The sequence below is a fragment of the Rhizobium herbae genome (genome assembly GCF_017873135.1).
Taxonomy (GTDB): domain Bacteria; phylum Pseudomonadota; class Alphaproteobacteria; order Rhizobiales; family Rhizobiaceae; genus Pararhizobium; species Pararhizobium herbae.
Map to the genome: position 1 here is coordinate 69619 of NZ_JAGGJV010000001.1, position 13175 is coordinate 82793.

Genomic DNA, 13175 nt, shown 5'->3' on the forward strand with positions numbered 1-13175 from the left:
TTGATTTAAATAAATACGGGAATTTCACGGAATATACGGCTCTTGCGTGTAGTGGTTGGGGTGGGAACAGGGAACATCGACATGAAGTATATCCTATTCATTCTCTTTACCGTGCTCACCAACGCGGCGGCACAAGTCATGCTGAAACAGGGCATGCTGTCGCTCGGACCATTGAGCTTCACGGCTGATACTTTCATTGCCCGCATTTTTCAGGTGGTTTTCAACCCCTGGGTCTTCGCCGGACTTGCGACCTTCGTCATTTCGATGGTCTCGCATCTCTACGTCCTGTCGAAGGTGGAACTCTCCTTTGCCTATCCATTCCTCAGCCTCGCCTATGTGGCCGTGGCCGTCTTTGCCTATTTCGTCTTCAAAGAGGATCTGAATGCCTGGCGCATCGCCGGCATCGGCTTCATCTGCGTCGGAACCATTCTCATCGCCCAGTCCGGCATGTCTTCCCACAGCGATGAACAGTCGCTCGAAGCGGCGGGCGCAAAAACAGCAAAAATCGGGAGCGCATCATGAAACATATCATTTTCGGCGGTGACGGTTTCGTCGGCCGTCATCTGGCCGAACGCCTCGTACAGGATGGCGAAGAAGTCCTCGTCGCCGATATCGCCAAGTCCGATCTGCCGCATTATGCCCGCGCCCGTTTCGTCCACTGCGACGTGACCAATCCGGACGATGTGATGAAGGTCGAGATCGGCCCGGACGACATGGTCTACAACATGGCGGCCAAGATGCTGTCGCCGTTGCAGGTGCGCGCCAAGCGCTGGGAGTTCTTCTGGCCGGTCAACTACTACGGTGCCGAGAACATCATGAAGGCGACGGCACGCTCCGGCGCCAACCGGCTGGTGCAGTTCACCACCGACATGATCTACGGCCACACGATCATGTCGCCGCAGACCGAAGAGCATCCGGCAAAGCCGCTCGGCGAATACGGCAAGTCGAAATGGGCAACAGAGCAGCTGGCCGTCGAATGGCGCAAGCAGGGCATGAACATCTCGATCTTCCGCCCGCGCCTGATCATCGGCCCCGGCCGCCTCGGCATTCTGGAAAAGCTGTTCAAGCTGATCGACGCCAACCTGCCGGTGCCGATGATCGGCTCGGGCAAGAACCCGTACCAGTTCATCTCGGTGTTCGACTGCGCCGAGGCGGCCCGCCTTGCCTGGAAGGGCGGCGTGCCGAACGAGGCCTACAATCTCGGTTCCGACAATCCGCCGTCGGTGAAGAAGCTGCTCGGCGACCTGATCGTCCATGCCGGCTCGAAGTCGTTCCTGCTGCCGACGCCCGCCTTTGCGGTCAAGGCGACGCTGGCCGCCTTCGACTTCATCAACATGCCGATCATGGATCCGGAACAGTACCTGATCGCCGACGAGATGTGCATCCGCGAAACCGGCAAGCTGAAAAGCGAACTCGGCTGGAAGGCTGAGTACAATGACGGCGCCATGCTGATCGCCGCCTATGACGAATACCGCGCCAAGAAGGCCGGCAAGGCCTACGCAAACACATCCGCCGTACCGGCCGAATGAACCAGGGGACAACGACAATGCTCGACAAAACGCAACGCGTCGCCATCGACGCGCCCGCCCTTGATGCCCCCGTTCTTGCCGGCGGCATCACCAAGCCTGACCTGATCACCGTCGAACAGGCCAAGGCCATGAGCCTTGCCGACATGACGACGCTGTTCAAGGATCACCTCAATCCGGGCCAGCTTCATTTCATGAAGCTGCTCGGCTTCAACAAGGTGAAGGTCGAAAGCGCCGAGGGCATGTATTACATCGACCAGAATGGCCGCAAGATCCTCGATTTCTTCGGCGGCTTCGGCTCGCTCGCCTTCGGCCATAACCATCCCCGCATCCTGTCGGCGCGCAAGAAATTCCAGGACGAGAACCGCCACGAGATCGCCATCGCCTTCCTCAGTCAATATGCGGCGGCGCTCGCCAAGAACCTTGCGACGATCGCCCCCGGCGATCTCGACATGGTGTTCCTCGGTTCCTCCGGTTCTGAAGCCATGGAAGCTGCCCTGAAGGTGGCCGAACGCGCCGCCGGTCCGAAGCGTCCGCGCATCGTCTATGCCGAGAATTCCTTCCACGGCAAAACCAAGGGCGTCCTGTCGATCACCGACGGCCCGCTCTATCGCGGTGAGTTCAAGCTGCTCGACAACAACGTCAAGGTTCCCTTCGGCGATATCGATGCCATCCGCAACGCCTTCGAGCGCGATCCGACCATCGGCGTGCTGGTTCTCGAAACCATCCAGGGCGGCGGCGGCATCGTCCAGGCATCGCCGGAGTTCTGGCGCGAGGTCCGCGCGCTCTGCGACAAGCACGGCGTCATCTGGGTTGCCGACGAGGTCCAGTGCGGCATGGGCCGGTCCGGCCGCTTCTTCGCCTTCGAACATGCCGGCGTCGTTCCGGATGTCACGGCGCTCGCCAAGTCGCTCGGCGGCGGCAAGTCGGCCATGGCGGCGATGATCGCCAGGCGCGATGTCTACATGAAGGCCTATGGCACCAAGAACACGGCGATGATCCACGCGCATGCGACCTTCGGCGGCATCGGCGAGGCCTGTATCACTGCGATCGAAGGCCTCAACATCATGTATGACGAGGACCTGATCGAAAACGCCGCCGTGCAGGGCGAGTATCTGCTGGAACGCCTGAATGCGCTGAAGGCGAAATATCCGAAGATCATCAAGGATGTTCGCGGCCAGGGCCTGATGGTGGGCCTCGAATTCCAGGATTTCAGCCAGACCCTGCCGATGGTCCTGCGCCCCGTCGTCTCGGTTCTCGACGACAAGCTGAAGGGATCGCTGTCCGGCTTTATCGGCGCACTTCTCCTGCGCGACTATGACACGCTCGTTGCCTTCACCGAGTACAATCGCAACGTCATCCGGCTCGAGCCGCCGCTGATCTGCGAGCGCCAGCATGTCGACCAGTTCGTCGATGCGCTCGACGATCTTCTCGGTCGCGGCATCATCCGCATCGTCAAGGATTTCGTCGGCAGCCAGATCGGCTGATCGTCATTTGAAAAAGAGGGCACGGCGTCGCAAACGCCGTGCCCTCTTTGATTCCCGTCTGTGTTTGGCTGCTAGTGTTTTTGTCCGTTCACGATCATGTCGAACTGCACGATGTTGGAGTAGATCGGTATGCCGACCGACATGTCGTAGCGGGTGCGATAGATGCCGCCCTGGATGTGGAAGCTGATGACGCTCCGGTTCCATTTTGTCAGCTTCGCTTCGAAATGTTCGGTTCTGGTCGTACCCTTTGCCGTCAGAATGCCCTCGATCTCGGCCGTGTCGTCGCCCGTTTGGGTGATTTTCGTCGATCGGAAGGTGATTTTCGGATGGTTTTCCGTATCGAAGACGGCGCTGGAGCGCAGGAAGTTCTCGATGCGGGGTTCTCCTGTCTGCACCGTTTCGGGGAACAGCGCGAATTGGACGACGGACCGGCTTATGTCCTGGCCATCCAGCTGGAAGGTGCCGGAAAACCTGCCGAACTTTCCGGAAATGCCGCCGCCGCCGACCTGGCCGACCGAGAAATTGATCTGCGAGGATCCGTCGATGTCATAGCGCCCCGCCGCATCGTCGAGACTGGGGGCCTTTGCCAGCGATGCGGTCGGCTGGAGCGAAAACCCGGCCAGCATCACGGCGGCTGCGAAGACGAAGGGGAAACGTAGGGGCATGGGCGTTCTTTCCGGTTGCTTGGGTCCTGTTGCCGTGTGACGCAGAATGCCGCCGGAATATTCCTATCGTTCGCGCCGTTCGTTTCGCAGCATGCGCAGCAGGACCGTGTCCCGTCGCAGGAAGTGGTGGTAGAGGGCTGCGGCCGCATGCAGCAGGACGAGAGCTGCCAGGCCGTAAGCGAGGATTGCGTGCGCATTTGTCCAGAACGCCTCGGCGCCGGCTGATTTTTCCATCGGCAGATGCGGAATGACCATGCGGTTGAAGAAGAAGGTCGGGATGCCCAGCGTCGAGGTCGAGGCCAGTGCCCATCCGGCCATCGGGACAGTGATGGTCAGGCCGACGAGCAGCCAGTGGGTGATGGTGCTGGCGCGCTTCTCGAACGCGGAGAGACCGGCGACCGGCGCCGGATGTGCGTTGGCCAGCCACCAGATGACCCGGATGGCGGAGAGGGCCAGCGCTGTGAAGCCGAACGACTTGTGCCATTGAAAGAGGTCGAATTGCAGCGCCGGATCGATATCCGGCCGCGTCATCACATAGCCGAGTACGATCAGTCCGATGATGAGAAGAGCAATGCTCCAATGCAGGGCGATCGTGCCCCATCCAAAAGCGTCCCGCCTGTTGCGCAGCATGAAGGTCTCCCCGGTAGGTTCGGAATAAATCATTCTCGCTTGGACGCGTTTGAACAAGCATTTAGTCCCTCACGCTTTCGCGATGGCTGCTGCCGGACGCGCTTTTCTTTGTCCGGCTTATTTGCTAGGGCCTAGCCTGGGAAAAGGACAACACCCTTGAGGAGACGATATGACGCCCGAAGTCAGGCCGCTTGTTGCTGGAAACTGGAAAATGAACGGTCTGCGGGCTTCGCTCGACCAGATCAAGGCGATGGCTGATGGCGTCAAGGGAAGTCTTTCAGAGAAGGTCGAAACGCTGATCTGCCCGCCGGCGACGCTGCTTTATGTGGCGACGGCGCTCTGCGACGACAGCCCGTTGCTGATCGGCGGGCAGGATTGCCACGAGAAAGTCTCCGGCGCCCATACCGGCGACGTCTCGGCTGAAATGATCGCGGATTGCTTCGGCACCCACGTCATCGTCGGCCATTCCGAGCGCCGCACCGACCACAAGGAGACCGACGCCCTGGTGCGCGCCAAGGCCGAAGCCGCCTTTGCTGCCGATCTCATCGCCATCATCTGCATCGGCGAGACCGGCGACGAGCGCAAGGCGGGCCAGACGCTGGACGTGCTGAAGCGCCAGCTGGCGGGCTCCATTCCCGACAGCGCCACCGCTGAAAACACCGTCATCGCCTATGAGCCGGTCTGGGCGATCGGCACCGGCCTGACGCCGACAGCGGCCGATGTCGAGGAAGCCCATGCCTTCCAGCGCAGGGAGCTGGTTGAGCGCTTCGGCGCTGTCGGCGGCAAGATGCGCATTCTCTACGGCGGGTCCGTCAAGCCGGGCAACGCGAAGGAATTGATGGGTGTTGCCAATGTCGACGGCGCGCTGATCGGCGGCGCGAGCTTGAAAGCCGACGACTTCCTCGCCATCTACCGGGCGTATGAAGAATTGACGGCCTAAGTCGACGCGCGGCGCTGTAGGGGCTTTTAATGCGCGGTGGCTTGGTATATGCAGCCGCCAACACTAATCTTTGCCGCGTGGAGCGGACGCTGAAACTTGCCTTGGCAATGTCGTTGCGTTTCCCATGCCGGACGATCACTCGATCGCGTGTCTGGTCCTGGCTTTCCCAAGCCGGACAGGGCGTGGTCTAAGGCAGGACTGGACAAAATGCAGACCGTATTGCTTGTCATCTATCTCATGGTTGTGCTGGCGCTGATCGGCGTCGTGCTCATTCAGCGTTCCGAAGGCGGCGGCCTCGGCATCGGCGGCGGCTCGGGCTTCATGTCCGCCCGCGGAACGGCCAATGCGCTGACCCGCACCACGGCGATCCTTGCGGCCCTGTTCTTCGTTCTGGCGCTTGGCATGGGCATTCTTGCCCGCTACCAGCCGAATGCGACCGACGTTCTCGACCGCATCCCCGGCACGACCAACAACGGCAAGGGTATTCTCGATTCGCTCGGCGGCGGCACGACACCGCCTGCTGGTGAGACGCCTGCCCAGACGCCGACACAGTCCGGCACCAACACGCAGACCCCTGCAACGACGACGACCCAGACCCCGGCAACCGAGACGCCTGCAACGCAGACGCCGGCCACGACCGAGACCAAGCCCGCGACATCGGGCTCGGACGTTCCAAGCGGCCAGTAAGGTCACGCGCAGATATAATCGCCGGCGGAAGCCAGTCTTCCGCCGGTTTTCTTTTGTTTGAATTCCGGCTGCCCGAACTTTTGAACGGAAAAATTCTGGAAGATGAATTTTTCGGTGGCGGAATCATTTTTGAAACGGTATCCGGTGAAGCCCATGGCGCGATATGTATTCATCACTGGCGGCGTGGTTTCTTCCCTTGGAAAAGGGATCGCCGCAGCTGCTCTCGGAGCATTGCTGCAGGCCCGGGGCTACCGGGTGCGGCTTCGCAAACTCGACCCCTATCTCAACGTCGATCCGGGCACCATGAGCCCGACCCAGCACGGCGAAGTGTTCGTGACCGACGACGGCGCGGAGACGGATCTCGATCTCGGTCACTACGAGCGCTTTACCGGCCGCTCGGCGACCAAGACCGACAACATCACCACCGGCCGCATCTACAAGAACATCATCGACAAGGAGCGCCGCGGCGATTACCTCGGCGCCACCGTCCAGGTCATTCCGCACGTCACCAACGAGATCAAGAATTTCGTCACCGAAGGCAATGACGACTACGACTTCGTCATCTGCGAGATCGGCGGCACCGTCGGCGATATCGAGGCCATGCCGTTCATGGAGGCGATCCGCCAGCTGAAGAACGATCTGCCGCGCGGCACCGCCATTTACGTCCACCTGACGCTGATGCCCTATATCGCCGCGGCCGGCGAGCTGAAGACCAAGCCGACCCAGCATTCCGTCAAGGAGTTGCAGGCGCTCGGCATTCACCCCGATATTCTTCTGGTGCGCGCCGATCGCGAGATCCCGGAAGCCGAACGCCGCAAGCTGTCGCTGTTCTGCAATGTCCGCCCGTCGGCCGTCATCCAGGCGCTCGATGTCGCGTCGATCTACGACGTGCCGATCGCCTACCACAAGGAAGGCCTCGACAACGAGGTCCTGGCCGCCTTCGGCATCGAGCCGGCCCCGGCGCCGCGCATCGAGAACTGGCTGGAGGTCGCCAATCGTATCCGCACGCCGGAAGGCGAGGTGACCATCGCCATCGTCGGCAAGTACACTGGCCTCAAGGATGCCTACAAGTCGCTGATCGAGGCGCTGTATCACGGCGGCATCGCCAACCGCATCAAGGTCAAGCTCGAGTGGATCGAATCGGAAGTCTTCGAACAGGAAGATCCGGCGCCCTATCTTGAGAAGGTCCATGGCATTCTCGTGCCCGGCGGTTTCGGTGAGCGCGGATCGGAAGGCAAGATTCAGGCGGTCCGTTTTGCCCGTGAGCGCAAGGTGCCTTATTTCGGCATCTGCTTCGGCATGCAGATGGCGGTCGTCGAAGCGGCTCGCAATCTCGCCGGTATCGAGAAGGCCTCGTCCACCGAATTCGGCAGGACCGAGGAACCGGTCGTCGGCCTGATGACCGAATGGGTCAAGGGCAATGCGCTGGAAAAGCGCGCAGCCTCCGGCGACCTCGGCGGCACCATGCGTCTCGGCGCCTACAAGGCAAGCCTGAAGAAGGGCACCAAGATCGCCGACATCTACGGCTCGACCGATATTTCCGAACGCCATCGCCATCGCTACGAGGTGAATGTCGACTACAAGGACCGCCTGGAAGCCTGCGGGCTGGATTTCTCCGGCATGTCGCCGGACGGCGTTCTGCCGGAAACGGTCGAATACCCGGATCACCCGTGGTTCATCGGCGTCCAGTACCACCCCGAACTGAAAAGCCGCCCGCTCGATCCGCATCCGCTGTTTGCCAGCTTCATCGAAGCGGCGGTCGAGCAGAGCCGGCTGGTCTGAGAAAGACGCAAGGGCGACGACAACATCCGGCCCCGCCTTGACTGTCGAACATTGATAATCGCAAAAACGCCCGCGGAAGTTAGACTTTTGCGGGCGTTTTTTATGATGGAAACGTCCCGCGGTGTGGATCGGTGCCGACCCTCCGGGGGCTTGAGAGAATTGGCGGCGGCGTATTACGCCGCGGCCATCTTGGTCGCCGCCATGTTTTGCGTCTCGCTTGCTTCGAACATGCGTTCCAGGTTGAGAAAGCAGATCATGCCGTCTGGTTGCGCGATAATGCCATCGGCGTAACGTCTGCCGCTGGAAACGCTGATATCGGGAACAGGTTGAAGAAGGCTGGCGGAGATTGTCAGAATGTCCGAGACCCTGTCGACGACCAGACCCATGGCCATGCCATAAACCTCGGCCACGACGATGGCGCTGCGTTCGTTGGGCTCCGTGCTTCTCATGCCGAGCTTGTTGGCAAGATCGACGATCGGGATGACCGTCCCGCGCAGGTTCATGACGCCGATGACATCGGCGGGCGCATGAGGGATCGGCGTTGCCGGACCCCATCCGCGAATTTCGCGGATGGTAGTCGTGCGGACACAGAATTCCTGGTCGTGCAGCCGAAAGGCGATGATCTCAAGTGTTTCACCGTTGTTCGCGGGCGAGTTGACAACAACGTTCATCAAAACTCCTCCCAGCTTTCCTTGACGGCTGCATTTCCGGAAAAGGCCTGGGCCACCTGTCCTGCCATGCGTCTCGCGGGTGATGCGACGGGACGGTGATTTCTGCCAGCGGCCATGGCCGATACCGTCTCGCGGAGCGCGCCGCCGAGCTGGAACTGGCCGATGAGTTCGCGCAGGCGTCCTGCCTCGCCGGCAAGCGTGGCGCTTGCCGCGGTGCTCTCTTCCACCATTGCCGCGTTCTGCTGCGTCACCTGATCCATCTGGTTTACGGCAGTGTTCACTTCGGCAAGACCGACCGACTGCTCCTTGGCCGAGGTCGCGATAGCATCCATGTGCTGGTTGACGGTGACGATGTAGCCCTCGATGGTCTTCAGCGCCTCGCCGGTGTCGCTCACCAGCTTGACGCCGCTCTGGACTTCGGTCGCCGATGTGCGGATCAGCTCCTTGATCTCTTTGGCAGCCTGGGCGGAGCGCTGTGCGAGTTCGCGTACCTCCTGGGCAACGACGGCGAACCCCTTGCCGGCATCGCCTGCACGGGCCGCTTCGACGCCGGCATTGAGTGCGAGCAGGTTGGTCTGGAAGGCAATCTCGTCGATAACGCCGATGATATTGGAGACCTGGTTCGACGATTGTTCGATCTTGTGCATTGCATTCACGGCGTTGGCGACGACCTTGCCGGATTGGACGGCGCTTTCGTTGGCCTGAACCGCGACGGTCCGGGCCTCGTCGGCGCGCTTGGAAGAGTTGGATACGTTCGCGGTGATCTGATCGAGTGCGGCTGCCGTCTCCTCAAGCGAGGCGGCCTGCTGTTCGGTTCGCTTGGAGAGATCTTCGGCCGACTGGCTGATCTCGCGGGTGCCGCTGTCGATCTGGCTCGTGGCGTGGGCGACCGAACGCAGCGTGTCGGCAAGCTGTGCCACAGCCGCGTTGAAGTCGGCGCGAAGGCTTTCGAAATCAGGTGCGAAGGCATCGTCGAGCTGGAACGAAAGGTCGCCGCCGGCCAGATGCTTCAGGCCGCTGGCAAGTCCAGACGTCGCCTGCGCCATCTCCTCGCCACGGATCCGATCTGCGTCGGCCTTGCGCTGGCGTTCTTCTTCGCTGAGGTTGCGGTTCGCAGCGGCTTCGTCTTCGAGCTTCCTGTTCGCGACTGCATTGGCGCGGAACACTTCGACGGCTGCCGCCATCTCGCCGATCTCGTCGGCGCGTCCATTATAGGGAATGGCAGAGGCGCTGTCGCCCTCGGCCAGTTTCTTCATCGAAGAGGTAATGATTTCGATCGGCTTGGCGATGCCCGAAAGCGCGAACCAGATGGAAAGGCCGATGACCGCGGCGCAGAGCCCGATGGCAAGGAAGGTTGTCATCAAGGCCATGTTGTAGACAGCCTGGCTGGCGTTATAAGCCTCATCGGCACCTGTCTCGTTGATCGCGACCAGTTTGTCGGATGTTTCAATGATCTTGTCACCGATAGGGGCAACTTCGGAGTAGAGGACCTTTTTGGCTGCGTCATTCTCGTTGTTGTGCGAAAGAGCAAGAAACGTGTCAGCTTTTGCCATGTAGGCAGCAAATTCGGATCGAAGCTCATCGGTAAATGCGGTATCCGTTTTTTCGACATCGAGAGCTTCATAGGTGGCGACGTGTTTTATAAATGCCGCCGCGTATTTCTTGACCCGGTCTTCGACCTTTGCGATTTCCGCTTCATCGGTCTGCAGCACATGGTCGCGCAAGGCAATGCGTAGTGCGGCAGTGCCGGCGGTAATATCCTTCGCCGCCTTGAGACTGGGCATCCAGTTGCCAGCCAGTTCGCTGACATTTTCATTGATGACCCACAGCCGATCGACCGAATATGCGGCGAAGCCGCCAACGATGAGGCCGACGAGAACAAAAATTCCGATCAGTGCAGTCTTGATCCTTGGACGGGACATAATGCAGTTACTCCGAGCAATCATACGCCCTTCGGGGCGATGGGGGAAATTTGCCGAAGAGCAAAATCATTCTGCCGAAGGCTTCAACGAACGGAATACACTCCGCCCCTGGATCATGCTAAGCAGTACATTTCCTCATCGAAGGACAATGAATACTCTTGAGATGTCATAATTTGCCGCGGTTATTTATTTTAAATTAACTTGCTTGAATCGAGGCGAGTAGAAACCCGAAAAATGCGTATTATGCATATCTATGCGCGATGTGGCTATTATGTCTTCGTGCTATGCGAGCATTGCCTGAATGCCGGATGGATGAACCGTGATCGGAGGGCACGAGCCATAGCAGCGCTGCCTTCAGGAGTTAGGGCTGTTGAACGGCGGAGATCGTGCCTCCGGCACCGCTCTGTGCGGCCGCTCCGGTCCGCAATCATAGCGATGCCTTCCGCCCGAAAATTTCATCCCCGTCCATCCCCGCCTTGCAATCCCGTGTCATGATCCCATCGTTCTGTCACGGATACACCGCAAGACGTTTGCGGCGAGGCAGGGCTGGCGCTCCACGCAAAGCCTCGTGGTCTCAATAAGGAGACCCCGAACGTCAGGCGGACCGGAAGGAGAGCCCCCGGAAAATGGATCCCCCCTGTCCTTCTGGGGCGGGCGCATCTGTGGGATGCACATGCCGGGATGAAGGGCGTGACATACCGGAACCGTTGCTGCGCGGCGGAACCGGAGACCTATGGCACGACGATTGTCCCGGGTCAGAGGATCCGGAGTCGGGGTCTGTAGGGAGGAAAGCTCCCGAGAGAACGCCAAACGGGGCGCTGGAAAGCGTCACATAAACTTATTCATTAGAGACGGTTTCCAGTGCCCCGTCCGAATGATCCGATTTTTGAAAACCACGGCGAACACCGCGCGGGGACGCTTCCTGCTGTCTTCCGCGTCAGGCCGTCTTCTTTACATCTCGCCATCAGGCACTAGGTCGCTGGAATGGCTTTTGGAAAGGCACGCATCGTTTCTTCGCCCGGAAGGCCGATGCGTGCTGAAGGAAGGGACACACAATGGCGGATGCTGTCGTCACGGAAACACTCAGGACCTTGCAGGCCGAAGTACCGGTCAGCGCCACGCTGCATGTCTGGCTGAAGGCGACCAAGCCGGAAGTGCCGGGGACGATGGCGTTCCTGCTCGGCGGCGACAAGATCGGCGAAGTCCAGGTCGGCAATGCCGAGGAATATGTCTTCCGGACCTTCGTTGCCACCACTGGCGGCGATCTTTCCTGCGTCTACGATACGGCGACCACCGCGGTTTCCGTCGCCTATTTTTTCAATGCCGCCGAGGTGGTGGAAAACGGTATCACCGTCATCCACACCAGCGCCGCCAATGCCCCGGCACCTGTCCCGCACGGCTACCATTTCCGCCCACCCTTCGGCTGGATGAACGATCCGAACGGCTTTGGTCGCTTTGGGGGGCGTCCGCATCTGTTCTATCAGCATTATTCCCACGGGTTGCGGTGGAATACGATGCACTGGGGGCACGCGGTATCGCAAGACTACATCCATTGGCATCACATGCCGATCTTCCTGTTTCCCTCCGAAGACCTGACGGCGCGGCCGGACCGGCGGGGCGGGGCCTTTTCCGGTTCGGCCATTCCGATCGAAAACGAGGGCGGCATCCGTGTCTTTTTCACCGAACAGGTCATCGACCGTATCCCGGAGACCCAGGTCCAGCTGACCGCCACCTCACACAACATCATCACCGCCAGCCAGGCCGAAGTCATCTTGCCAAGCCGGCCTTCCGGCCTTGGCCTGACGCTCGATTTTCGCGATCCCTACGTCATCAAGGGACCGGATGGGCTGTGGAAGATGGTTCTCGGCAGCCTCAGCCAGCGAGGCGGCGTTATCCTCCTCTATGAGACTGACGATCCGGCGGCCGCTGGCGGCTGGCGCTTCGTCGGCACGCTGCTGCTTGAGGAGCGATTTGGCACTGCCGTCATCGAATGCCCCTGCCTGCTGCCGCTGGATGGACCTGCCGAGGCCCCCGAGACCCGCTGGGGGTTGATCTATGGCCTGATGAACAGCACCCATGCAGATACCGGCCGCAAGAACCTGACCCTGATTGCGGTCGGACATTTCGATGGCGTCCGGTTTCTGACGGACTTCGAGCAGGAACTCGACTTCGGCACCGACAACTATGCTTTTCAAGCCTTTGTCGATGGCGAGACACCCGTCGGCATCGGCTGGCTCGCAAATTGGGCCGATGTCTCCCACACCATCGATTTTCCAACGGCGATGACGCTGCCACGGGTGTTGCTGCTCCAGAAAGACGCCGTCCTGACGCCGCCGGTTCCGGCCGTCGACAGTCTGCGGAGCGCGGTCATGGACGACGCACGGCTTGTCGCCGGCGAAACGGTGGGGTTGGAAACGGGCGCGGTCGAGATCGTGCTGGAACTGTCTTCGCCCGGAGCGCCGTTCACGCTGCATTTCGATCATCCGGATGTGGCTCTGGCGCTTTGCCTCGATGCCGAGGGACTGTCGATTCTCTACACCCTGGCGGATGCCGAAACCGTTCCGCGCTATGTTGCACGCGGCGCGCACCCGTCGAGCCTGCGGATTTTTCTCGATGCCGGCTCGATCGAGGTCTTCGCCGATCATGGCCGCTGGGCTGGAACCAAGCGTATCGAGGGGTTCGAACCGGTCCGCTCCGTCCGCCTTGAGGCGATGGAGGGTTACGTTACGTCAGGCCGCATCTTTTCCCTCCAACTGTAGGTTTCCGCCGCCGGAAGCGTGCCAAAATCAGGAGATCTGTCGTTCGATTTTATCGAAAAACCTCTCTTTAACGTTTACCGGTTAGTAATCTCTCTGAAAGTGAGAG

General features: G+C 60.4%; 12 protein-coding genes. 7 read left to right on the forward strand and 5 right to left on the reverse strand.

Annotated features, from left to right (window positions below; all coding sequences use genetic code 11):
- The first annotated feature begins 81 nt into the window (after positions 1–81).
- From J2Z75_RS00445 to J2Z75_RS00455, 3 genes are read left to right on the forward strand one after another with little or no spacing between them, the layout of a single operon-like run.
- Positions 82–522: an EamA family transporter gene (locus tag J2Z75_RS00445; RefSeq protein WP_209846128.1), complete on the forward strand. Its 441-nt coding sequence runs from the start codon at positions 82–84 to the stop codon at positions 520–522.
- A complete protein-coding gene (locus J2Z75_RS00450) occupies positions 519–1529 on the forward strand; it encodes an NAD-dependent epimerase/dehydratase family protein (RefSeq protein ID WP_209846131.1) in 1011 nt (336 codons plus the stop codon). The genes J2Z75_RS00445 and J2Z75_RS00450 overlap by 4 nt, the downstream gene beginning before the upstream one ends.
- Positions 1530–1546: 17 nt before the next feature.
- Positions 1547–3013: an aspartate aminotransferase family protein gene (locus tag J2Z75_RS00455; protein ID WP_209846134.1), complete on the forward strand. Its 1467-nt coding sequence runs from the start codon at positions 1547–1549 to the stop codon at positions 3011–3013.
- A gap of 71 nt (positions 3014–3084) precedes the next feature.
- Here J2Z75_RS00455 and J2Z75_RS00460 read toward each other — a convergent pair whose 3' ends face one another.
- Together J2Z75_RS00460 and J2Z75_RS00465 are read right to left on the reverse strand one after the other, a co-directional pair.
- The gene (locus tag J2Z75_RS00460) at positions 3085–3678 is read right to left on the reverse strand and encodes a YceI family protein (protein WP_209846136.1); all 594 of its coding nucleotides are present in this window, start codon (positions 3676–3678) and stop codon (positions 3085–3087) included.
- A 63-nt stretch (positions 3679–3741) separates the two neighbouring features.
- Positions 3742–4308 carry a cytochrome b gene (locus J2Z75_RS00465; protein ID WP_209846139.1) on the reverse strand — a complete coding sequence of 189 codons (567 nt, stop codon included), beginning with the start codon at positions 4306–4308 and terminating at the stop codon, positions 3742–3744.
- Between the two features lie 169 nt (positions 4309–4477).
- On the opposite strand from J2Z75_RS00465, the gene tpiA reads away from it, so the two are divergent.
- Positions 4478–5248, forward strand: coding sequence for a triose-phosphate isomerase (tpiA, locus tag J2Z75_RS00470; RefSeq protein ID WP_209846142.1), 771 nt, complete (start codon positions 4478–4480; stop codon positions 5246–5248).
- A 207-nt stretch (positions 5249–5455) separates the two neighbouring features.
- Complete coding sequence (gene secG, locus J2Z75_RS00475) at positions 5456–5935, forward strand: preprotein translocase subunit SecG (protein ID WP_209846145.1); 480 nt, start codon at positions 5456–5458, stop codon at positions 5933–5935.
- A 2-nt stretch (positions 5936–5937) separates the two neighbouring features.
- Here the strand turns inward: secG and J2Z75_RS00480 are convergent, their stop codons facing one another.
- Entirely contained in the window at positions 5938–6090 is a 153-nt protein-coding gene (locus J2Z75_RS00480; protein ID WP_209848864.1) for a hypothetical protein, read from the reverse strand.
- Here J2Z75_RS00480 and J2Z75_RS00485 point away from each other — a divergent pair.
- Positions 6089–7717 (forward strand): CTP synthase, encoded by a 1629-nt coding sequence (locus tag J2Z75_RS00485; RefSeq protein WP_209846149.1) that lies wholly within the window; start codon positions 6089–6091, stop codon positions 7715–7717. The two genes, J2Z75_RS00480 and J2Z75_RS00485, sit on opposite strands and share 2 nt — an antisense overlap.
- 173 nt (positions 7718–7890) lie before the next feature.
- Here the strand turns inward: J2Z75_RS00485 and J2Z75_RS00490 are convergent, their stop codons facing one another.
- Both J2Z75_RS00490 and J2Z75_RS00495 read right to left on the reverse strand, forming a co-directional pair.
- Positions 7891–8388 carry a chemotaxis protein CheW gene (locus J2Z75_RS00490; RefSeq protein ID WP_209846152.1) on the reverse strand — a complete coding sequence of 166 codons (498 nt, stop codon included), beginning with the start codon at positions 8386–8388 and terminating at the stop codon, positions 7891–7893.
- Positions 8388–10310 carry a methyl-accepting chemotaxis protein gene (locus J2Z75_RS00495; protein WP_209846155.1) on the reverse strand — a complete coding sequence of 641 codons (1923 nt, stop codon included), beginning with the start codon at positions 10308–10310 and terminating at the stop codon, positions 8388–8390. The genes J2Z75_RS00490 and J2Z75_RS00495 overlap by 1 nt, the downstream gene beginning before the upstream one ends.
- A 1055-nt stretch (positions 10311–11365) precedes the next feature.
- Here J2Z75_RS00495 and J2Z75_RS00500 point away from each other — a divergent pair.
- On the forward strand, positions 11366–13069 hold the full coding sequence (locus J2Z75_RS00500) for a GH32 C-terminal domain-containing protein (RefSeq protein ID WP_209846158.1): 1704 nt from the start codon (positions 11366–11368) through the stop codon (positions 13067–13069).
- The last annotated feature ends 106 nt before the right edge of the window (positions 13070–13175 follow it).